Source organism: Erythrobacter sp. WG (genome assembly GCF_026586795.1).
GTDB lineage: Bacteria > Pseudomonadota > Alphaproteobacteria > Sphingomonadales > Sphingomonadaceae > Erythrobacter.
Map to the genome: position 1 here is coordinate 43226 of NZ_JAPFGY010000015.1, position 20954 is coordinate 64179.

At 68.0% G+C, this 20954-nt stretch carries 24 protein-coding genes; 6 read left to right on the plus strand and 18 right to left on the minus strand.

Going from position 1 to position 20954, the window contains the following annotated elements; all coding sequences use genetic code 11:
* Window positions 1-8 precede the first annotated feature (8 nt).
* The 4 genes from OPU67_RS09350 to OPU67_RS09365 all read right to left on the minus strand — a co-directional run bounded on the left by OPU67_RS09350 (window position 9) and on the right by OPU67_RS09365 (window position 5653).
* The gene (locus tag OPU67_RS09350) at window positions 9-305 is read right to left on the minus strand and encodes a hypothetical protein (protein WP_267619267.1); all 297 of its coding nucleotides are present in this window, start codon (window positions 303-305) and stop codon (window positions 9-11) included.
* Between the two features lie 70 nt (window positions 306-375).
* Window positions 376-1179 carry an undecaprenyl-diphosphate phosphatase gene (locus OPU67_RS09355; protein ID WP_267619268.1) on the minus strand — a complete coding sequence of 268 codons (804 nt, stop codon included), beginning with the start codon at window positions 1177-1179 and terminating at the stop codon, window positions 376-378.
* Between the two features lie 206 nt (window positions 1180-1385).
* The gene (locus tag OPU67_RS09360) at window positions 1386-3545 is read right to left on the minus strand and encodes a M13 family metallopeptidase (protein ID WP_267619269.1); all 2160 of its coding nucleotides are present in this window, start codon (window positions 3543-3545) and stop codon (window positions 1386-1388) included.
* A gap of 248 nt (window positions 3546-3793) precedes the next feature.
* On the minus strand, window positions 3794-5653 hold the full coding sequence (locus tag OPU67_RS09365; RefSeq protein WP_267619270.1) for an ABC transporter transmembrane domain-containing protein: 1860 nt from the start codon (window positions 5651-5653) through the stop codon (window positions 3794-3796).
* Window positions 5654-5834: 181 nt separating this feature from the next.
* On the opposite strand from OPU67_RS09365, the gene OPU67_RS09370 reads away from it, so the two are divergent.
* The 3 genes from OPU67_RS09370 (at window position 5835) to OPU67_RS09380 (ending at window position 8510) form a co-directional block, all read left to right on the plus strand.
* Entirely contained in the window at window positions 5835-7073 is a 1239-nt protein-coding gene (locus tag OPU67_RS09370) for a polyhydroxyalkanoate depolymerase (protein WP_267619271.1), read from the plus strand.
* A 68-nt stretch (window positions 7074-7141) separates the two neighbouring features.
* Complete coding sequence (locus tag OPU67_RS09375; RefSeq protein ID WP_267619272.1) at window positions 7142-7522, plus strand: hypothetical protein; 381 nt, start codon at window positions 7142-7144, stop codon at window positions 7520-7522.
* Window positions 7523-7607: 85 nt separating this feature from the next.
* Entirely contained in the window at window positions 7608-8510 is a 903-nt protein-coding gene (locus OPU67_RS09380) for a hypothetical protein (RefSeq protein ID WP_267619273.1), read from the plus strand.
* On the opposite strand, the gene OPU67_RS09385 is transcribed toward OPU67_RS09380, so the two are convergent.
* Window positions 8416-9417, minus strand: coding sequence for an adenosine kinase (locus OPU67_RS09385; RefSeq protein ID WP_267619274.1), 1002 nt, complete (start codon window positions 9415-9417; stop codon window positions 8416-8418). The genes OPU67_RS09380 and OPU67_RS09385 overlap by 95 nt on opposite strands.
* A 128-nt stretch (window positions 9418-9545) precedes the next feature.
* On the opposite strand from OPU67_RS09385, the gene OPU67_RS09390 reads away from it, so the two are divergent.
* From OPU67_RS09390 to OPU67_RS09400, 3 genes are all read left to right on the plus strand, one after another.
* Window positions 9546-10256, plus strand: a complete 711-nt coding sequence (locus OPU67_RS09390) for an EI24 domain-containing protein (RefSeq protein WP_267619275.1) — start codon at window positions 9546-9548, stop codon at window positions 10254-10256.
* Window positions 10253-10684, plus strand: a complete 432-nt coding sequence (locus OPU67_RS09395; RefSeq protein WP_267619276.1) for a hypothetical protein — start codon at window positions 10253-10255, stop codon at window positions 10682-10684. Before OPU67_RS09390 ends, OPU67_RS09395 begins: the two co-directional genes overlap by 4 nt.
* Before the next feature lie 64 nt (window positions 10685-10748).
* Window positions 10749-11693, plus strand: a complete 945-nt coding sequence (locus OPU67_RS09400) for a hypothetical protein (RefSeq protein WP_267619277.1) — start codon at window positions 10749-10751, stop codon at window positions 11691-11693.
* On the opposite strand, the gene OPU67_RS09405 is transcribed toward OPU67_RS09400, so the two are convergent.
* The 13 genes from OPU67_RS09405 to OPU67_RS09465 form a co-directional block, all read right to left on the minus strand.
* On the minus strand, window positions 11690-11917 hold the full coding sequence (locus OPU67_RS09405) for a hypothetical protein (protein WP_267619278.1): 228 nt from the start codon (window positions 11915-11917) through the stop codon (window positions 11690-11692). The two genes, OPU67_RS09400 and OPU67_RS09405, sit on opposite strands and share 4 nt — an antisense overlap.
* Before the next feature lie 321 nt (window positions 11918-12238).
* Window positions 12239-12601, minus strand: a complete 363-nt coding sequence (locus OPU67_RS09410; protein ID WP_267619279.1) for a HesB/IscA family protein — start codon at window positions 12599-12601, stop codon at window positions 12239-12241.
* Window positions 12598-13092, minus strand: a complete 495-nt coding sequence (locus OPU67_RS09415) for a GNAT family N-acetyltransferase (protein WP_267619280.1) — start codon at window positions 13090-13092, stop codon at window positions 12598-12600. Before OPU67_RS09415 ends, OPU67_RS09410 begins: the two co-directional genes overlap by 4 nt.
* A complete protein-coding gene (locus tag OPU67_RS09420; RefSeq protein ID WP_267619281.1) occupies window positions 13089-13544 on the minus strand; it encodes an SUF system Fe-S cluster assembly protein in 456 nt (151 codons plus the stop codon). Before OPU67_RS09420 ends, OPU67_RS09415 begins: the two co-directional genes overlap by 4 nt.
* Before the next feature lie 5 nt (window positions 13545-13549).
* Window positions 13550-14725: an aminotransferase class V-fold PLP-dependent enzyme gene (locus tag OPU67_RS09425; protein WP_420708989.1), complete on the minus strand. Its 1176-nt coding sequence runs from the start codon at window positions 14723-14725 to the stop codon at window positions 13550-13552.
* A 140-nt stretch (window positions 14726-14865) separates the two neighbouring features.
* The gene (locus OPU67_RS09430) at window positions 14866-15621 is read right to left on the minus strand and encodes a SufD family Fe-S cluster assembly protein (RefSeq protein ID WP_267619283.1); all 756 of its coding nucleotides are present in this window, start codon (window positions 15619-15621) and stop codon (window positions 14866-14868) included.
* Window positions 15618-15998 carry a hypothetical protein gene (locus OPU67_RS09435; protein WP_267619284.1) on the minus strand — a complete coding sequence of 127 codons (381 nt, stop codon included), beginning with the start codon at window positions 15996-15998 and terminating at the stop codon, window positions 15618-15620. Before OPU67_RS09435 ends, OPU67_RS09430 begins: the two co-directional genes overlap by 4 nt.
* Window positions 15998-16741, minus strand: a complete 744-nt coding sequence (gene sufC / locus OPU67_RS09440; RefSeq protein ID WP_267619307.1) for a Fe-S cluster assembly ATPase SufC — start codon at window positions 16739-16741, stop codon at window positions 15998-16000. Before sufC ends, OPU67_RS09435 begins: the two co-directional genes overlap by 1 nt.
* A gap of 84 nt (window positions 16742-16825) precedes the next feature.
* Window positions 16826-17380 carry a DUF559 domain-containing protein gene (locus tag OPU67_RS09445; RefSeq protein WP_267619285.1) on the minus strand — a complete coding sequence of 185 codons (555 nt, stop codon included), beginning with the start codon at window positions 17378-17380 and terminating at the stop codon, window positions 16826-16828.
* A 6-nt stretch (window positions 17381-17386) separates the two neighbouring features.
* Complete coding sequence (locus OPU67_RS09450; protein ID WP_267619286.1) at window positions 17387-17932, minus strand: hypothetical protein; 546 nt, start codon at window positions 17930-17932, stop codon at window positions 17387-17389.
* On the minus strand, window positions 17929-19410 hold the full coding sequence (gene sufB, locus OPU67_RS09455; protein ID WP_267619287.1) for a Fe-S cluster assembly protein SufB: 1482 nt from the start codon (window positions 19408-19410) through the stop codon (window positions 17929-17931). Before sufB ends, OPU67_RS09450 begins: the two co-directional genes overlap by 4 nt.
* A complete protein-coding gene (locus OPU67_RS09460; protein WP_267619288.1) occupies window positions 19407-19841 on the minus strand; it encodes an SUF system Fe-S cluster assembly regulator in 435 nt (144 codons plus the stop codon). Before OPU67_RS09460 ends, sufB begins: the two co-directional genes overlap by 4 nt.
* Window positions 19842-19932: 91 nt before the next feature.
* Window positions 19933-20778 (minus strand): helix-turn-helix domain-containing protein, encoded by an 846-nt coding sequence (locus OPU67_RS09465; protein ID WP_267619289.1) that lies wholly within the window; start codon window positions 20776-20778, stop codon window positions 19933-19935.
* Between the last annotated feature and the right edge of the window lie 176 nt (window positions 20779-20954).

The following is a 20954-nucleotide window of genomic DNA, read 5'->3' on the forward strand; positions in this document are numbered from 1 at the left end:
GCGAAAATTCAGGTGTGGGAGCGCAGCTTGCGACCCGCGATGGCGTGATAGAGCACCAGGGCAAAGCCGGTCGCGGCAAGGGCCGTTCCGAGGCTCATGAGAGACAGGCTGCCGATCATCGTGCCGTCATTGGCGATTTCGCCGGCGGTGACCGAGACCACCATGCCGAGCGCGATCTGGCGCAGGATATCGCCCGGCGCCTCGGTCCGGGCGAGGATCGAGGCCAGCCAGCCCAGCGTTCCCCCCAACACGATCAGCACCAACAGCGCCATTTTCGCCTTCGTCTTCCTGCTTGTGGCCGGCACCGCGCCGGCTCCCCTCCCCAATGAGCGTGGGGGCAAGCGGTTCCGACAATTGTGCAAGGGCGCGCCGCGATCAGCGCAAGGTCAGCCAGACGAGCCCGATCACGCCGGCGACGATGCGGTACCAGGCGAAGGGTGCAAAGCCGACGCGGGTGATGATCGCGATGAAGGCCTTCACGACCACCAGTGCGGTGAAGAACCCGGCGAGGGAGCCGATCCCGATCAGCGTGTAATCGTGCGGGGTGAGGCCGCCGCCGTACTTGGCGAGCTGGTACACGGTCGCGCCCGTCAAGGTCGGCACGGCGAGGAAGAAGCTGAATTCGGCGGCGGTCTTGCGGTCGACCCCGAAGGCCATCGCGCCGAGGATGGTCGCGCCCGAGCGGCTCACCCCGGGGATCATCGCAAGGCACTGGACGATGCCGACGAGGATCGCGGTCTTCAGCGGCACGCCCGATACGCCCGGCCCGGTCGCGGGCGGGTTCGCCCAGCGCTCGATGGCGAGGATCGCGACGCCGCCGATAATCAGCGCCCAGCACACGATCACCGCGTTGCCGAGCAGGGTCTCGATATAGTCGCCGAACACGAGGCCGAGGATCACCGCCGGGAAGAAGGCGACGAGCAGGTTGCGCACGAAGGCGATCGCGCCCCGCTCGAAACCCAGCAGGCCCTTGGCGACGTCCCAGAAGGTCCGCCAGTAGAGCACCACGATGGCAAGGATCGCGGCGGGCTGGATGGCGATGTTGAACACCTCCCAGTCGGCCTGGTCGAAGCCGAGCAGTTCGGTGCCGAGGATCAGGTGCCCGGTCGAGGAGACGGGCAGGAACTCGGTCAGCCCCTCGAGAATGCCGAGGAGGATGGCGGCGAGGTAATCGTTCATGGGCGCGGTGCTTCGACGAGGGGCTGCCCCAAGTCAAACCGAAAAGGCCCGCCCCGATTGCGGGGCGGGCCTCTCTGACTTGGACGGCCCGGCCCGCCTAGGACGGGCCGCGAGCGCACGCGCGCGAGCCGCAGGCGATCAGGCCCGCCAGGGCCTGAAGCTCGCCGAGGACGTGCCCGCGGAGGCGGGCACGCACACAGAAACGCTCACCAGATGCGCACGCGCTGTTCGGGCGGCAGGTAGAGCGCGTCGCCGGGCTTCACGCCGAAGGCCTCGTACCACTCGTCGATGTTGCGCACGACGCCGTTGACCCGGAATTCTTCGGGGCTGTGGCTGTCGGTGCGCAGGCGGTTCCTGTAGTTGTCCTCGCGTTGGGTCGAACGCCACACCTGCGCCCAGGCGAGGAAGAAGCGCTGGTCGCCGGTCAGGCCGTCGATCACCGGCACCTCCTGCCCCTTGGTGGCGAGCTTGTAGGCGCGGTAGGCCATGCTGATCCCGCCGACATCGCCGATGTTCTCGCCCAGCGTCAGGCGGCCGTTGACGCAGGTCTTGCCGTCGTCGAGCGGGCAATAGCTGTTGTACTGCGCCACCAGCCGGTTGCCGAGCGTGTCGAAGGCGGCGCGGTCGGCATCGGTCCACCAGTTCCTGAGCGCGCCGCTGGCGTCGGACTTGGAACCCTGGTCGTCGAAGCCGTGGCCGATCTCGTGGCCGATCACCCCGCCGATGGCGCCGTAATTGACCGCGATGTCGTTGGTCAGCGCGAAGAACGGCTGCTGGAGGATCCCGGCGGGGAAGACGATCTCGTTCTTCACCGAGTTGTAATAGGCGTTCACCGTCTGCGGGAGCATCCCCCATTCGGTGCGGTCGATCGGCGCGAACAGCTTCTTGACGTTGTCCGCCCGCTGCCAGCTTGCCGCCGCCATGCGGTTGGCGATCGGGTTGCCGGCGGTGATCGCGAGGCCTTCATAGGTTTCGAGATTGGGGCGGTAGCCGATCTTGGGATCGAAGGTCGCGAGCTTGGCGCGGGCCTGGACCTTGGTCTCCTCGCTCATCCATTTGAGCTGGCCGATGGATTCGTCCAGCGCCAAGCGCAGGTTGGCCACCAGCGTGTCCATCGCCGCCTTGTTCTCGGGCGGGAAGTGGCGGGCGACATATTCCTTGCCGACCAGCTCGCCGATCAGGCTCTCGGCCTCGCCGATCGCGCGCTTCCAGCGCGGGCGCTGCTGCGGGGTGCCGGTCAGCGTCTGGCCGTAGAAAGCAAAGCGCGCGTCGTCGAAGCGCTGCGGCAGCACCGGGGCATGGGCCGACAGGAACTCCTTGACCATCCACGCCTGGAGGACGTCCACCGGCGTTTGCGAGACCAGCGCGAACATCCCGGGCATCCCGGTGCCGATCTTGCCGAGCGTCGCGGCGTCGAGCTTGTACTGCGCGATCTCCTCAGGGGTGGGCGGCATCAGGCTGACGACGAAACCGGGGCTCTTTTCGATCCCGATCTTCGCCAGCATCGCCTTGACCGGCACCTTGCCCCCGATCGCGGCCAGCTCTTCCTCGGTCAGCAGGTTGTAGGTGAGGTCGCGGTTGCGGCGCACCGCGCGGTCCCACTGCACGGTGCGGGCGTTGGCGTCCTCGAAGGCATAGACCTTCTCGGCCATCGCGGCGGCATCCTTGTAGCCTGCCTCGCCGAGCAGGAAGGTAAGGTAGGCCTTGTACTTGGCCTTGATCGCCTCGCCCTTTTCGCTGGTGTCGAGGTAATAGTCGCGGTCGGGCAGCCCCAGCCCGCCGAAGCCCACGCTGGCGATGTAACGATCGGGCTGCTTGGCATCGATGGTGACCGCCGCGCCGAGCGGGCTGGAAAAGCCCGGCTCGGCCCACAGCATGGCGAGATCGTTCAGCGTCTTGGCGCCCTTGATCCGCTGGAGATAGGGCTGCGCCGGGGCAAGGCCCGCCTTCTCGATCGCGGCGGTATCGAGGAAGGTGCGGTAGGTGTCGAGGATCCGGCGCTCGTCGCCCGACAGGCTGGCGGGGTCCTTCGCGGCGAGTTCGTCCATCAGCGCCTTGACGTCGGCGGTGCTCTTCTCGCCGAGCAGGGTGAAGGCGCCGATCCGGCTGAAGTCGGCCGGCAGCGGGTTGGCGTCGATCCACTTCTTGTTGGCATAGGCGTTGAAATCATCGCCCGGCTTGACGTCGGCGGCGAGGTAGGCCGGATCGAAGCCCCACTTGCCGAAGCTCATGGTCGGCAGGGGCGCGGCGGCGGTCTCGGTCCCGGCCTGCGCGAGCAGATCGTGGTCATCGCCGTCGTGGGCGAAGGCGGGGGTCGCCAGCGCGAGCAGGCTCGCCCCGACAAGGGCGGCGGTCTTGTGGATCATGTGCGTCTCGAGTCCCTGAGAGTTGCGACAGGATGTCGGCAAGGTGTCACACTAACGCCGTGGGCCGCGCCGGGTTGCGGTTCGTCCGGCGGTGGTTGCGCTTCGTCGATTTTATTGCCGGCCACCTCCGGTGGCGCAGACCGCCCGCCCCGCCTTCCCGCCCGGCCACCATAGCATGGTGTACCATTGGTGGCCGGGCGGGGAGGCGGGGCGGGTGGTTTGCGTCGCGTGCTAGCGCGTCCGAGACATCACGCCGCGTCGGCGGCGAATTGCAGCCGGGCGAGGCGTGCGTAGAGCCCGCCCGCCTTGGTCAGCGCCTCGTGCGTGCCCTGTTCGACGATCCGCCCGTCATCGAGCACCACGATCCGGTCAGCGGCGCGCACCGTTGCGAGGCGGTGGGCGATGACCAGCGTGGTGCGGTCCTGCATCAGGCCCTCGAGAGCTTGCTGGACGAGCTGCTCGCTCTCGGCGTCCAGCGCGCTCGTCGCCTCGTCGAGCAGCAGGATCGGCGCATCGCGCAGCAGCGCGCGGGCGATGGCGACGCGCTGCTGCTGCCCGCCCGAAAGCTGCGTGCCGCCTTCGCCGAGGTGCGTGTCGAGCCCCTGCGGCAGGGCGCGCAGGAAACTTTCGGCATTGGCGGCGCGGGCGGCCTGCCAGATATCCTCGTCGGTGGCGTCCCACTTGCCGTAGCGCAGGTTGTCGCGGGCGTTGGCGCTGAACAGCACCCCGACCTGCGGCACGAAGGCGATGCGGGCGCGGATCTCGGCCGGATCGGCGCTGGTCAGCGGCACCCCGTCGAGGCGGATGGTGCCGGCCTGCGGATCGTAGAAGCGTTCGACCAGCTGGAAGATGGTCGACTTGCCTGCGCCCGAGGGGCCGACGATGGCGACGGTCTCGCCCGGCTCGATCTCGAGGGTGAAGTCCTTCAATGCGGCGGTCTCGGGCCGGGCGGGGTAGCGGAAGGAGACATTGCGGAAGCTGAGGCTGCCGCGCGCCGGGACCGGCAACCGCTCGGGCCGGGCAGGCGGCGCGATCTCGGGCTTGGCCTGGAGGAGCTCGGCCAGCCGGCTCGCCGCGCCCGCGCCGCGCAGCAGATCCCCATAGACTTCGGTGAGCGCGCCCAGCGCGCCCGCCACCAGCCCGCCGGTGAGCACGAAGGCGGCGATGGTGCCGCCGCTGATCTCGCCTGCCGCCACCGCAAGCGCGCCGCGCCACATGACGAGCACGATGCCGCCGAACACCAGCAGGATCACCAGCGTCGTCATCGCCGCGCGCAGGAGGATGCGACGCTTGGCGGTCGCGAAGGTGTTCTCGACCACCGCCGCAAAGCGCTCGCCCTCGCGGCGCTCCTGCCCGAAGCTCTGCACGATCTTCATCGCCGAGAGCACCTCGGTGACATAGGCGCCGACGTCGGCGATGCGGTCCTGGCTGGTGCGCGAGACCGCGCGGATCTTTCGCCCGAAGAAGACGATCGGGAGGATCACCAGCGGGATGCCGATCAGCAGGCCGAGCGTCAGCTGCGGCGCGAGATAGACAAGGAAGCCGATCCCGCCGATCCCGGTCAGCATATTGCGCAGCGCCACCGAGACCGTGGTGCCCACCACGTTCTCGATCACCGCGGTGTCGCTGGTCATGCGGCTCGAGATTTCCTTGGGGGAGTTCACCTCGTAGAAGCCGGGCGAAAGGCGCAGCAGGTTCTGCTGCACGGCAAGGCGGATGTCGGCGACCACCCGTTCGCCGAGCCAGCTGACGAAATAGAAGCGCAGCGCCGTGCCGAGGCCGAGGATCAGCACGATCATCAGCAGGTATTCGAAGGCGTGGCCGATCTGTTCGGGATTGGCGCGGCCGGAGAAGGCCTCGTCGATGATGACCTTGAAGCGATAGGGGATCGCCAGCGTCGCCGCAGAGGTGATGACCAGCGCGACGAGCGCCAGCGCGATCTCGCGCGGGTATTGCACCGCCATGCCGAACACCATGCGCAAGGGCGCGAGGCTGCGCGACTTGGGCGCGGGCTCGCTGGCGGTCTCCGACAGCACGGCGGGGCCGGTGTCCGGGGTGTCGTCGTCGGGGCTGCCGAGGGGATCGCGCGTGGGGGTATCGCCGTGCATGACCGCAGCCCTCTAGCCCTTCGGCGCGGGAAGATCACGTGTAAAAACCGTAAGGGCTCCGGCCCTGTGGCGGCGCGGCCGATGCGATTGTGCATTGCACAACACCCTGCGAAGGCGCATCTTGGTTGCAGGGTGCCACGGGATAAGGCGCCGGATATGTTCGTCCGCATGAAGGAAACCGATGCTTTATCATGCCTATGAGCTCCAGCGCAGCTGGATGAACAGCGCCAGCGCGCTCGCCTCGATCGGCGCGGGGATGCTGTCGAACCCCGCCAATCCGCTCGCCGGTTTCGGGATGGGCCCGCTCGCCGCGAGCGCGCTCGACGTCTTCTCCCATGCGACCGCGCATTACGGGAAGCCCGAATTCGGGATCGAGACGGTGCAGATCGGCGGCGTCGCCCATCCGGTGGTGCAATCGACGGTGATGAAGCGCCCCTTCGGCGACCTGCTGCGCTTCCGGGTCGAGGGCGCCCCCGCGGATCGCCCCCGCCTGCTGATCGTCGCGCCGATGAGCGGCCATTACGCGACGCTGCTGCGCGGCACGGTGGAGCGGATGCTCGAGAGCGCGGAGGTGTTCATCACCGACTGGGCCGACGCCAAGATGGTGCCGCAGGGCGCGGGCAAGTTCGATCTCGACGACTACATCGATTACCTGATCGCCTTCGCCGAGCACGTCCACGCGGAAGCGGGCGGGCAGCGCGTCCACATGATGGCGGTGTGCCAGCCCTCGGTGCCGGCTTTCGCCGCGACCGCGCTCCTCAACCTGCACAAGTCGCCTGCCGCGCCCGCCACCCTCACCATGATGGGCGGCCCGATCGACACGCGCGAATGCCCGACGGTCGTCAACAACATGGCGATGCAGCGCCCGATCGCGTGGTTCCGGCAATCGGTGATCGCCACCGTTCCGCTCAAGTATCCCGGCGCGGGTCGGCGGGTCTATCCCGGCTTCATGCAGCTCTCCGCCTTCATGAGCATGAACCTCTCGAGCCACATGATGAGCCACTATGAGATGTTCAAACACCTCACCATCGGCGACGAGGAAAGCGCGCAGGCGACCAAGGATTTCTACGACGAATATCGCTCGGTGTGCGACATGACCGCCGAGTTCTACCTCCAGACCGTGGAGGAGGTGTTCCAGAAGCACTCGATCCCCAAGGGCGAGTTCCGCCACAAGGGCGAGATCGTCGATCTGACCGCGATCACCGACACCGCGCTACTCGCCATCGAGGGCGAGCGCGACGATATCTCCGGCCTCGGCCAGACCCGCGCGGCGCTGAAGCTGACGCCCAACCTGCCGGAAGCGAAGAAGCGCTACTACATGGCCGAGGGCGCCGGGCACTACGGCATCTTCAACGGCTCGCGCTGGCGCACCAAGGTCGCGCCGGTCGTCGAGGAATGGATCGCCGCCCACGCCGGTTGACCCCCCGCGCCAGCGATAAATTGATCCCGATCAAGGAAAGCGGGCCGGGCACGAGGGATAAGGCGTCCATGATCCACCGCCTGATCCTGCCCGCCGCGCTCGCCTGTCTTGCCGCCTGCGTGACCGCGCCCGCCTCCGACAACGCGCCGCCGATGGTCGGCAAGGCCACCGCGCGCTCGGCGGACACCCGCGCGCCCGCCTTCGTCGAGGGCGCCTGCGGCGGGTGCCACGCGGTCGAGCCGCCGTTCCTGTCGCCCAACCCGCGCTCGCCCAGCTTCGCGGCGATCGCCAATCGCCCCGGCCTGTCCGAAACATCGCTCGCCGCCTGGCTGGCGGAGGCGCACAACTATCCCGAGGACATGGACTTCACCCTCACCCGCCCGCAGATCGACCAGATCGCGCGCTACATGGTGACCCTGCGCCGCGCAGGCTACGTCCCGGGGGATTGAACCGATCCGTGCACGGGGGCTTTGTCGAGGCCCCCGCCCATGCTAGGCCCCTTGCCAGAACATAATCCGGCAACAGGGGTCCAGGATGCCGTACCGCCATGCGCCTTGGTTTGTGGGCGCCCTGCTGCTCGTCATCGCGGCAGGCTTCGGGAGCAGCTATTTCAGGGCTGCGGGCCCGTTGCCGCTCGCCTTTCACCTTCATGCAATTTCGGTCATCGCCTGGCTTGCGCTGCTGATCGGCCAGCACATCGCGGTCGGGCGGCGCGCCCACGTGCTGCACAGCATCTTGGGCCGGGCGAGCTTCGGGCTGTTCCCCGTCCTGATCGCCGGCTTCGCGATGGGCATCGACATCGTAGCGGGCGTGGAGCCTACCATGCCCGCGCCCGGTCCGGCTGCGGGTCTCGGCATGGCGGCGGCGATCCCCGCCCACCTCACGCTGTTCTATCTCGCGCTCAAGCACCGCCGGAACATCATGCTACACGCCGGCTATATGCTCGCGGCCCCGCTGATCCTGTTCGTCAGCCTGTGCGGCGAGGTCATCGCGCAGGTGACGCCGTGGCTGACCGTGATCGGCGGCGAGGGGCCGCGCGACGCGCTCGACATGATGCTTGCCACCGGCGGCCTCGCGATGCTGTTCGCGCTCGGGCTTTGCGCCGCAAACCGCAAATACGCCGCGCCATGGCTGGTCGGAGCGGGGTTCATCGGCCTCCAGACGGCGGTGATGTGGGCCGCACCGAAAGTGCCCGCACTCGGCCAGGCCGTCGCAGCCCCTGGAAGCGTCCCTTCGGCCGTCACCGGCGCGCTCGGCGCGGCGGCGGGCGCGGCGGCGGCGTGGTTCGGCTGGCGCGCGGGCAAGCTCAGCCCGCGCGCGCTCGCCGTCCGCGTGCGCGCGCCTAGAGCCGCTCCGCCATCAGCGCCTGCATATCCGCTTCCGGTCGCGGGCCGTAGTGTGAGATCACTTCCGACGCACAGATCGCCCCGCGCTTGAGGCAGCGGGTCAGCGGCTCACCCTTGACGTAGCCCGACAGGAAGCCGGCCGCGAACTGGTCGCCCGCGCCGGTGGTGTCGACCACCTTGATGACCGGCACGGCGGCGACCTCGGCCCGCTCGCCGTGGGCGATGGCGACCGCGCCCTTCTCCGATCGCGTCGCGACCAGCACCGGCACCTTGTCGGCGAGAGCGGCGAGGCCCGCCTCGAAATCGTCCTCCCCGGTCAGCGTCGCCAGCTCGGTCTCGTTGACGAACAGGATGTCGATCACCCCGTCCTCGATCATGGCGCGGAAATCGTCGCCGTGCCGTTCGATGACGAAGCTTTCGCTGGCGGTGAAGGCGATCTTGCGCCCCGCCTCGCGCGCCACCGCGATGGCGCGGCGCATGGCGCGGCGCGGCTCTTCCGGGTCCCACAGGTAGCCTTCGAGATAGAGGATCGCCCCGCTCGCGATCAGGCTCTCGTCGAGCGCGGCGGCGGGCAGGAACTGCCCTGCGCCGAGGAAGGTGTTCATGGTGCGCTCGCCATCGGGGGTGACGAAGATCAGCACGCGCCCGGTGGCGGGCTCGCCTTCACGGCCCGGCGTGTCGAAGTCGATGCCGGTCGCGCGCATGTCGTGGCGGAACACCTTGCCGAGCTGGTCCTCGGCGACCTGGCCGATGAAGGCGCATTGCAGGCCGAGCGTCGCCAGCCCCGCCAGCGTGTTCGCCGCCGACCCGCCCGACACCTCGCGCGCCGGGGGCATCGCGGCGTAGAGCTCCTCGGCGCGCGCCTCGTCGATCAGGGTCATGCCGCCGCGATTGAGCTGGAGCTCCTCGATCAGCTCCTCCGAACAGGAGGCGATCACGTCGACCACGGCATTGCCGATGGCGATGACGTCGTAGCGGGGCTCGGTGGTTTCGGGCACGGGCGGGTTCCTCGGTTGTGGATCGTTGCGCCGCCGCCTAGCCGCCTTCGGCCCGCGCGCCAAGCTTCTGTGTGCGAGCGCGGCGGCACGCGTTGACTCGCGCGCCCGCGCCCCGCATCGGATCGCCCATGCCCGCCGTCCTCGCCGCCCTGCTCAAGGCCTGTCGCCAGCTCGGCGACCGCGCCTTCGTGGCGGTCGCGGTGAAGAGCGTCGCGATCACGCTCATGATCTTCGCGCTCGCGGGCGCGGGGCTCTATGCAGGCCTGGCATGGCTGTTCCGCAGCGCATGGCTGGCCGCGATCCTGCCGCAGGACTACGCAGAGACGGCAGCGGTGCTGGTCTGGCTCGTGACCGCCGTCGTCGCCTTCTGGCTGCTGTTCCGGGTAGTGGCAGTGGCGGTGATGCAGTTCTTCGCCGATGCGGTGGTGGTGGCGGTCGAGGCGCGGCACTATCCCGGCGCGGCAGCGCGCGCGCGGCCCCTGCCGCTGCGCCGCGAGATTGCCAACGCGGCGCGGGGCGTGCTGCGGGCGATCGGCTACAACCTGCTGGCGCTGCCGGTCGCGGCCCTGCTCGCCTTCACCGCCATCGGCCCGGCGCTGGTGCTGCTGGCGGTCAACGCGGTGCTGCTGGGGCGCGAGCTCACCGACATGGCGTGGCTGCGGCATTGCGCCGGCGCAGAGGACGCAAACCCGGTGCCGCGCGGCGAACGCGCCCTGCTGGGCGCTGCCATCGCCGGGTTGATGCTCGTCCCCTTGGCGAACCTTGCCGCACCGCTTATCGGCGCTGCGGCAGGCACGCATCTGGTCCTGCGCCGGCTGGAGGGACGCACGCAGGCATGAGGAATACGGGCATCGCGGTTCTGGCGCTGCTTGGCGTCGCGCTGGCGGGGTGTGCCGGCGGCGGGGCGGGCAAGGGTCCCGCCAAGCCGCGCGTCGCCGCCGCGCCGCGCCCTTCGATCGGGGGCGGCGCCCGGCCGCACAGCACCATCGTCGTCGTGCCGGAGGTCATGTCGGGCCAGGGTCTCGGCGGGGTGATCGGCTCGCCGGCCGATGCGCTCACCCGGCGTTTCGGCAGTCCGCGCATCGACCTTGCCGAGGGCGACGCGCGCAAGCTGCAATTCACCGGCAAGGCCTGCGTGCTCGATATCTTCCTCTATCCGCTCAGCGCCGGTTCCCAGCCGACCGCCACCCATGTCGCGGCGCGGCTGCGGCAGGGCGGCGCGCCCGCCGATCCGGGCGCCTGCATCCGCGAGGTCGAGAAGCGGTAACGCAGCCTTAAGCCTGTTCGTGCCATGTCCGCTCCCGAGCAAGCCGACGGGACCAGACGCAAGCATGACCACGCAATTCATCGCCATCGCCGAGGCCGCCGCCGCGGACGGGCAGATCACCGCCGAGGGCATCCTCGCGCTGCGCCGCGAGGGCTGGGGCGACGGGATCATCACCCGCGCCGAGGCCGAGGCGCTGTTCGCGTTGAACAATGCGCTCGCCGAGCGCAGCCCCGAATGGTGCGACTTCTTCGTCGAGGCGATCGGCGAATTCGTGCTCAACGCCACGCCGCCGCGCTTGCAATGCTCGCTCGAGGAGGCCGAGTGGCTGATCGGCCAGATCGATCATGACGGCGTGGTCGACAGCGTGGTGGAGCTCGAGACCATGGTGCGGATCATCGAACGCGCCGAGAACGTGCCCGAACGGCTGAAGACCTACGTGCTCGATCAGATCGAGCGCGCGGTGCTCACCGGCACCGGCCCGACCCGCTGCGGCGGGCATCTGTCGGCGACCCACATCAGCGCCGCCGAGTGCCGGATCATCCGCCGGGTGATCTTCGCCAGCGGCGGCTGCGCCCCGGCGGCGGTCTCGCGCTTCGAGGCCGAAATGCTGTTCCGGCTGAAGGACGCGACGCTTCCCGAGGAGAACGCGGCCGAGTGGGACGATCTGTTCATCGACGGGGTGGCGAACTTCCTCAAGGGGTTCACGCACCAGAACGCCCAGCTCAGCCACGAGCGCAGGCGCGAGCTCGAAGCCTTTATGGCCGACAACCGTGCCAACGTCGGCCGCTTCATGGGCCGCGTTCTGCGCGAGGCACCCAAGGTCGCCAACCACTTCGGCAAGGTGTTCGGCAAGAAGCAGCCCGCGGGCCCGGACTATGAAGCACTGGCCGCCGAGGGCGAGACAGTCACTGACTACGAGAGCGCATGGCTCGAGGGCATGATCGACGCCGATGGCGAAGTCGACGAGCTCGAAAGCCGGCTGATCGCGCGGCTCGCCGCAGCGGACTAACCGGCGACGTAATGGCCGCCGCGCAGCTCGCCGAGCGCGAGCGCCAGGTGGAGAATATCGGTCTCGATCCGGGCCCGGTCTTCGGGCGCGGGCCCCTCGGCCAGCTGCGCTTCCAGAACGGCGCGCTCGCCTTCTATCCGCGCGATGATGGCCCGCACCTCACGCCCGCGCTGGTCGATGCGCTGGGCGTCGCGATCGGGGGGAAGGTCCGTGCCACGCGTCATGGCGGGTCACGCCGCAATGCCTTCAATCGCGCGCCGGGTCCATCGCGACAGCGGCTCCGCCCCGGTGCGGTGCAGGTCCGCGCGGCGGGACGGCGGGGACGGGCAGCCCGGACTCGGGCGGCTTGCGACGCCGCTGCGGCTGGCTGCGCATGAGGTCCGCCAACGACCTCGCGCCGGGCTCCACGTCCGGCCTCGGGCCCTGGCGGCGCCCCGCAAAGGTCTCACCGGCGGCAATGGCCAGCATCCCGACCCCGACCAGAATCCGGCCGAGCCCTGCGAGGATATTGCCTTGTGGTGAGTCGGGATGGGCCATGGCTCTGCTTATACCATGAAACTTTCGCCGCACCCACAGGCGCCCTTGGCGTTGGGGTTTTCGAACACGAAGCCCGCGGTGAAATCGTCCTCGCGCCAGTCCATGGTGCTGCCGACGAGGTAGAGCACCGAGGCGCCGTCGATGTAGAAGGTGCCGCCGGGGGTGGCGATCTTTTCGTCGAACTTGGCCTCGGTGGTGACGTAGTCGACCGAATAGGCGAGGCCCGAACAGCCCCGGCGCGGGGTCGAGAGCTTGACGCCGATGGCACCTTCCGGGGCCTTGCTCATCAGCTCGGCGATGCGCGCCTCGGCGCTTGGCGTCAGGGTGACGGCGGCCTTGGGAGCAGGACGTGCGGAGGTGGTCTCGGTCATGTCAGCCTCTTCTGCCAGAACAGCGCGTGCCCGGCGGCGGGATCGAGCTGGTAGTCGCCATAGCCTTCGCGGGCGTAGAGATGCCGCGCCGGATTGCCGCTCAGCACTTCCAATGTGATCTTGCAGGCCCCGCGCTTCAAGGCCTCAGCCTCGACAGCCTGGAGGAGCGCCTTGCCGATCCCGCGCCCGCGCGCCTCGGGCAGCACCGCGAGATCGTGGATATTGACGAGCGGCGCGGCGGCGAAGGTCGAATAGCCCATGAAGCAATTGGCGAGGCCCACGGCCTTGTCCTCGAGCCGAGCCAGCAGCGAGAAGGCCTGCGGATCGGCCGCCAGATCGCCTACGAGGCGCGCCTTGACGTCGTCGCGCAAGCGCTCGCCGCCGCCCATCGGATCGCGGGCATAGGCATCGAGCAGCGCCACGACGTCAGCGGCATCGCGAGCGTCGCGGTAGTCCGCGAGTGTGATCGTCAGGGCCGGTGCGAGGGTCACAGCATCCCCAGCTCGAGCCGCGCCTCATCGCTCATCTTGTGCGGGCCCCAGGCGGGCTCCCAGACAAGATTGACCTCCGCATCGCGGATACCGGGGACGCTCGAGACGCGCAGCTCGACCTCGCCGGGCATGGATTCGGCGACCGGGCAATGCGGTGTCGTGAGCGTCATGGTGACGGTGGCGTCGGCATTCTCGTCGACCTCGACCCCGTAGATCAGGCCGAGATCGTAGATATTGACCGGAATTTCCGGGTCGTAGATTTCGCGCAACGCCTCGATCACGGCGGCTTGCAGGTCGCTCCCCGCGCCGCCCACCGGCGCATCGGCGGGCTTGGCGGCGAGGAAGCCGTCGAGATAGTCGCGGGTGCGGCCCTGGTCCTTGGGCGCTTCGGTCTCGGTGTCCACGGCATCCGACACGCGGGCGCGTGGGGGCTTTTCGGTCGAGCTGTCCATCGCTCTCATCCTCTTCCAAAGATCTTGCGGGTGCGGGCGATCCCGGCGAGCAGCGCGTCGACGTCAGCCTCGGTCGAATACAAGCCGAAGCTGGCGCGCGCGGTGGCCGGGACGCCGAGGTAATCCATCAGCGGCTGGGCGCAGTGATGCCCGGCGCGGATCGCGACATTGCTCTCGTCGAGGATCGTGCCGAGGTCGTGGGGGTGGATGTCACCCACCGCAAAGCTGACGATCCCGGCGCTGTCGGCGGGGCCGAACAGGCGCACGTCGTTCATCGCCCCGAGTTCGCGGCGGAGCTTGGCGACGAGCTGTTGTTCGTGGGCGTGAATGCGCTCCGGGCCGATTGCGGCGATGTAGTCCACCGCAGCTGCGAAGGCGACTGCTTCGGTGATCGCGGGCGTCCCGGCCTCGAACCTTTGCGGCCCGCTGGCATAGGTGGTCTTGGAAAAGGTCACGCGGTCGATCATCGCCCCGCCGCCCTGATAGGGGCGCATCTCGGCCAGCAGCTCCTTGCGCGCCCACAGCGCCCCGATCCCGGTCGGGCCGTAGAGCTTGTGCGCCGAGAAGACGTAGAAATCGCAATCGAGCGTCGCCACGTCCACGCCCATGTGCGGCGCCGACTGGCACCCGTCGAGCAGCAGCTTCGCGCCGACCTTGTGCGCCAGTGCGGCGGCGCGCCGGGCATCGAGCAGCGCGCCGGTGACGTTTGAGACATGGCCGAGCGCGACCAGCTTGTGCCGCTCGGTCAGCATGGCTTCGGCCGCATCGAGGTCGATCCGGTGATCGTCCGTCAGCGGGCAGACATCGATGTGGGCGCCCACCTCTTCCGCGACCATCTGCCACGGCACGATGTTCGAATGGTGCTCGGCCTGCGAGAGGAGGATGCGGTCGCCCGGCTCGAGGTTCGCGCGGCCCCAGGTCTGCGCGACGAGGTTGATCGCCTCGGTCGCGCCGCGGGTGAAGACCAGCTCGTCCTCGAGCCCGCCGATGAACTTGGCGACGGTGCGCCGCGCGGCCTCGTAGGCGAGCGTCATCTCGGCCGAGCGGGTGTAGACCCCGCGGTGGACGGTCGCGTAATCCTCCCCCAGCGCGCGCGCCATGGCGTCGATAACGCTGCGCGGCTTCTGCGCAGTGGCGGCGGTGTCGAGGTAATGCCAGGGCTTGCCATCATGGGTGACCATGCCGGGGAAGTCGGCCCTGAACCCGTTCGCCTCGAGCGCAGTCGAGAGGCCGGTCGCAGGTGTCTCGACTGACGACCGAAGGTCGGCAGCCTGTCCTGAGCCTGCCGAAGGGCTCGACACAAACGGAGGTTGAGTGGTGCTCACAGCCTCGCCCCCTCCAGCGCCGCCAGCGCCGCTTCGAGCAGCCCCTCGCGCTCGGCCTCGTCCTCCAGCGCCACGAAGGCGTCGCCGATGAAGGCCTGCACCAGCAGGCGCTGCGCCGTCGCCGGGTCGAGCCCCCGCGCCATCATGTAGAAGCGCGCGGCCTCGTCGAGCGCGCCGACGGTGGCGCCGTGGGCGCATTTGACGTCATCGGCGAAGATTTCGAGCTGCGGGACGGCATTGGCGCTCGCCCCTGCCTCCAGCAGCAGGCCCTTGAAGTCCTGCGCCGCGTCGGCCCTCTGCGCGTGGCGAGCGACCTTGATTTCGCCGAGGAAATTGCCTGTCGCCCCCGCCCAGTGCACCGCGCGAACCGTCTGGTTGGAGGTCGCCTCGGGCTCGGCATGGACGACCTGCGTGACGAATTCGCGGGTCACGCCTGCCCCGCCGATGGTGACGCCGCCGAATTCGAAATGGGCACCCTTCGCGAGCCGCACCTCGACCTCGACGCGGGTGTAGTCCGCACCGCGGTTGACCACGAACAGCTCGGCCCGCGCGCCTTCGCCGAGGTTCAGGCGGATGCGGTGCAGCTCGGGCGCTTCGGAGCCGACCGTCATCGCGTGCCGCCGCGTCTCACAGGGGGCGAGGGTGATCTCTTGCCACTGGTCGAGCGCCGCCGCGCCGAGCCGCGCCACGCCGTCCATGTCGGCATAGCGCCACGCCTCGTCACGCCGGGTGGGGAGGGTTGCGGTGGTCATGACCGCTTGCTCCTGCGCTCGGCGACGAGTGCGGCGATGCCTGCCTCGCGCTTGGCGAAAAGGCAGTCGTAGACCTTCTCGGCTGCGAGCAACGCGTTGATCCGCTGCTCCTTCTCGGCTTTCGGAAGCTTGGCGTTCTCGATGGTCGAGAACCGCGGCGCCAAGGGCACCATGCATTGGATCATCGCGTCGCAGCCGATCCCATCGATCGCCTTGTCCCCGGTCGAGCGCTTGGTCTTGCAAGTCGCGGCGCCCTTGTTCATCCGCCACGTCCCGCGCCAGTTGCGCAGGCGGTTGGCTACGACGGTGATTTCGTTGTCGGCTGGTGCTTCGGCGACCGGCTGCGCGGCAGCGAGCGCAAGGGCGGCGAGCAGCATCACGCCATCACCGCGTCGTAGCCCTCGGCCTCGAGCCGCAGCGCAAGTTCCGGACCGCCGGTCTCGACGATGCGGCCGCCTGCAAGGATGCTGACCTTGTCGGGCTTCACCACGTCGAGCAGGCGCTGGTAGTGGGTGATCAGCAGCACCGCCTTGTCGGGGCTGCGCATGATCGCGTTGATCCCCGCGCCGACGATCCTGAGCGCATCAATATCGAGGCCGGAATCGGTCTCGTCCAGCACCGCGAAGGCGGGGTCGAGGATGCCCATCTGCACCATCTCGGCGCGCTTCTTCTCGCCGCCGGAGAAGCCGACATTGACCTGCCTTTTCAGCATTTCCATGTCCATCCTGAGCAGCGCGGCCTTGTCCTTGGCGAGCTTCAGGAACTCGCCCCCCGACAGCGGTTCTTCCCCACGCGCCTTGCGCTGCGCGTTGAGCGCCTCGCGCAGGAACTGGACGTTGGAGACGCCGGGGATCTCGACCGGATATTGGAAGCCGAGGAACAGGCCCTTCGCCGCGCGCTCGTGCGGTTCCAGCGCCAGCAGGTCCTCGCCCCGGAAGGTCACGCTGCCCTCGGTCACTTCGTAACCGGGCTTGCCGCCCAGCACATTGGTCAGCGTCGACTTGCCCGCGCCATTGGGGCCCATGATCGCATGGACCTCGCCCGCGGGGACTTCGAGCGTGAGGCCCTTGAGGATCGGCTTATCGCCGACGGAGGCGTGGAGATTGGTGATTTCGAGCATCGGTTCAGTTCTCTGTTTCATCGTCTCCCCGGCCTTGAGCCGGGGTCCCGCTGTCTTGAGGCGGGAAGAAAGCGGGGTCCCGGGTCAAGCCCGGGAAGACGAAAGGGGTCTGGGCTTGCGATCATCGCCTTTCGGCTTGGGGCGCGAATAAGTCTGCTTGGGGTTGGCCGCCTTGTGCGCGCGGGCGGCTTCCTTCTTGGCCGCGATCCGCTCGCGGATGGCGAGGGTGAGGCGCTGGAGCACCGCGTCGATATCCTCGAGGATGTCCTTGGCCGCGATGCGCATCACCTGAATGCCGACGCTCTCGAGGCTCTTGTCGCGGCGCTTGGCGAGCGTGTCGTTCTGCCCCTCCTCGTCGATCGCCAGCGCGAGGCCGAGGTTGTGGCAGTTGAAATCGACAATCGCGCTGCCGACCACCGCGTGCCGCTTGAAGGTGTAGCGGCCCATGTCCGCGGCGGCGAATTTGGCGGCGAGCGCCTTGTGCGCCTCGGACGAATGGCGGCGCAGCTCGCGCGCCTGTTCGTGCAGCGCATCGAGCCGCTTCTCCGAAATCTCCCACCCGCGCCCCTTCTTCTTGAGCGCGGGGGCTTCGGCAGTGGCGGCCTCGGGGTTGAGGGCGAGGGTTTTGCGGTTGGTCATTTCAAATCAGAAACCTGTTCCGAGATCGGCAAAGATATCTGCGACGTCCTGATTCCATTCCGGATGATCAACTTCCGGGATTGGCGGGTCGCACGGCTCGAAGCCAGCCAACAGAACGGCGGCAATTTGAGGTGCCTTTGCACAGGGCTGACTGGCAATCCGTGCGGCGATACGTTCATCGAAGCAATTTCTTGTCGGTTCCAGCCCATCGTGCACAAACCCGCCAGCACAGGCCCGTTCGTTGATTTCGAGCAATAGCTTCTTTTCCAGATCCATCTCGTAATCAGCCGCCCAGCAGCCTTCCCAAAGCCAAATGTCATCTGGAGCACCAAGCCAGAAGATCTGCTTTGCCACAGCAATGCTGCACTGCGGCTCCCGCACCATGAAATAGAGCGGCAGCGGCCCATACCCCCAGTTGTAATGAGCGGCTGCGAACAACCAATAGGTCTGAGGCTTGTCATGGAACCAATCGATGAAGCGGACGAAGGCTTCCTCACGGGCGTGCCCGATCCCTTCGGCGCTAAGTTCCTTGACGCGCTCCGCGATGTTCACCCCACGCTCCCCTCAAGCGAAATCGCCAGCAGCTTCTGCGCCTCGACGGCAAACTCCATCGGCAGCTCTTTCAGAACGTCCTTGGCAAAGCCGTTGACGATCAGCGCGACGGCTTCCTCTTCCCCAAGCCCGCGCTGCATCGCGTAGAACAGCTGTTCGTCGCTGATCTTGCTGGTGGTCGCCTCGTGCTCGATCTGCGCGCTGGGGTTCTTGACCTCGATATAGGGCACGGTGTGTGCGCCGCATTGATCGCCCAAGAGCAGGCTGTCGCACTGGGTGAAGTTGCGCACGCCGCTCGCGGTCGGGCCGACGCGCACCAGCCCGCGATAGGTGTTGTTCGACTTGCCGGCCGATATCCCCTTGGAGATGATCGTCGAGCGGCTGTTCTTGCCGTTGTGGATCATCTTGGTGCCGGTATCGGCCTGCTGGAAGTTGTTGGTGACCGCAACCGAGTAGAACTCGCCCACGCTATCCTCGCCGTTGAGGACGCAGGAGGGGTACTTCCACGTCACCGCTGAACCCGTCTCCACCTGCGTCCAGCTGACCTTCGAACGGTCCCCCTGGCACAGCGCGCGCTTGGTGACGAAGTTGTAGATCCCGCCCTTGCCCTCGGCATTGCCGGGGTACCAGTTCTGCACGGTCGAATACTTGATCTCGGCATCGTCGAGCGCGACCAGTTCGACCACAGCGGCGTGGAGCTGGTTCTCGTCCCTCATCGGGGCGGTGCAGCCTTCGAGGTAGCTGACATAGGCGCCCTTGTCGGCGATGATCAGAGTACGCTCGAACTGGCCGGTGTTCTCGGCGTTGATGCGGAAATAGGTGGAAAGCTCCATCGGGCAGCGCACGCCTTCGGGCACGTAGACGAAGGTGCCGTCGGAGAAGACCGCGCAATTCAATGCCGCGAAATAATTGTCGCGCACCGGCACGACGCGCCCCAGCCACTGCTTCACCAGCTCGGGATATTCGCGGATCGCCTCGGAGATCGAAAGGAAGATCACGCCCGCGCGCTTCAGCTCCTCGCGGAAGGTGGTGGCGACGCTGACGGAATCGAACACCGCGTCCACCGCGACCTTGCGCGCGCCCTCGACCCCGGCGAGCACTTCCTGCTCCGCCACGGGAATGCCGAGCTTGTCGTAGACCGCCTTGATCTCGGGATCGAGTTCATCGAGCGAAGCGATGGTCGCCTTCTTCTTGGGCGCGGCGTAGTAATAGGCGTCCTGATAGTCGATCGGCGGATAGCCGAGCTTGGCCCACTCGGGCTCCTCCATGGTCTGCCACAGGCGGAAGGCCTTGAGGCGCCATTCGAGCATCCATTCGGGCTCGTTCTTCTTGGCGCTGATGAAGCGCACGGTGTCCTCGTTCAGGCCCTTGGGCGCGAACTCGGTGTCGATGTCGGCCGACCAGCCATGCTCGTAATCGGCGACCTTGGCGGCGGCTTCTCGCGCCTCGCGGTCCTGAATGTCGATGTCTTCGCTCATGCCAGATGGTCCTCGGCGGGAGTGGGGGACGCGACGGGGCCGCGCAGCTGGGCGAGGGTGATCCCCGCCAGCGCGCTGCGCAGCGCGTCGTTGATGATCGGCCAGTGCGGCTTCATGTTGCACCCGCTCTCGAAGTCGCAGGGGGTGTGATCAATGCAGGCGGTGAGCGCGATGCGCCCTTCGATCGCCTCGACGATGTCGGCAACCGTGATCGCCGCCGCCGGACGCCCGAGCTGGAGGCCGCCGTGGGCGCCCCGCACGCTGCGCAGCAGGCCTGCCGCCGTCAGTCTCGATACCAGCTTCTGCACCGTCGGCACCGGCAGCCCGGTCTCGGTCGCAAGCTCGGCCGCGCTGACCCGGCCGTTGCCGCAATGGAGCGCGGCCTGGCACATCGTGATGACGGCATAGTCGGCAAGGTTCGACAGGCGCATTGCGAGTGATTCTCAATTCGGACCGAATCAGTCCGAATTGAATTAGGATCAATTCGTTCGCATTACAACCGCCGAGGCATGCCCGGCGGCGTTACTCGGCGGCGGACCGCAGCGGCGTGCCCGCATCGCCGTGCGCGGCCGGGTCGAGCAGCTTCTCCACGAGCGACTGGCGCCGGAACTGCGAGGGCGTGCGGCCGGTGTAGCGGCGGATGTCGCGGATCAGGTGCGCCTGATCGAAGTAGGTCGCCATCAGCTGGTCATGCACTTCCTCGCTGATCCCCGTCTGCGAGAGCAGCATCGCCGCCCGCAGCGCGCGGAACCGCTTGAGCACCTGCGCGGGAGCGACTCCGAAGAAGCGGCGGCAGATGCGCTGCACCTGGCGCGGCGAGACGGTGACGCTGCCATAGAGCTCGGCGAGGTCCGGATCGAAGCCGCTCCCCAGCCACCGCAAGATCGCCTCCACGACCGCCACGTGATCGGCGCGCAGCCGGTGGGAGCCCGCAGCGACGACCTCGGTGAGTGTCGCGCAGACCGCCTCCGGCGCGATCAGCCCGTCACGGCAGGCCGCAGCGGCGGCTTCGAGCGCGGCGATCTGGTCTGGTGCGAACACGGCTTCCGGGGGGATCAGCCGGTCGTGCACCTCGTCGGCCGGAAGATTCGCGAGCCGCTGCCAGGCCACGTGGGTCAGGGAGGCGCCGATCTGCAGCGCCGAACCTTCGAGCAGGCCGCGCGCGCTGCGCATCTGCGGCGCCTTGATCACGATAGAGCCCGATTCGCCCACGCTTCCGTCGGCGAAGGTGAAACGGACCTGGCCGCGCACCATCACCATCAGCTGCGCCGAATAGGCCGGAACCGGCTCCTCGATGGGAACGCTTCCGGTTTCGATGATGTAAAAGGTGTTGATCAGACCGCCAGCATCGGCCGGAGGCGGGATCATCTTCGTATGAAACTCCAACCTCGAGCGAACCCTCGCGGGCCCTCCAACTGGCTTCTGCGACCTAACGGTCAACATACTGCGCAGACGCGGAGCATTTGTCGAGAGTCCACGAACTTACGAAAAAAGGGCGGCGCCCACGAGGGACGCCGCCTTTGCAAGTCAAGGAACTCTTTGCA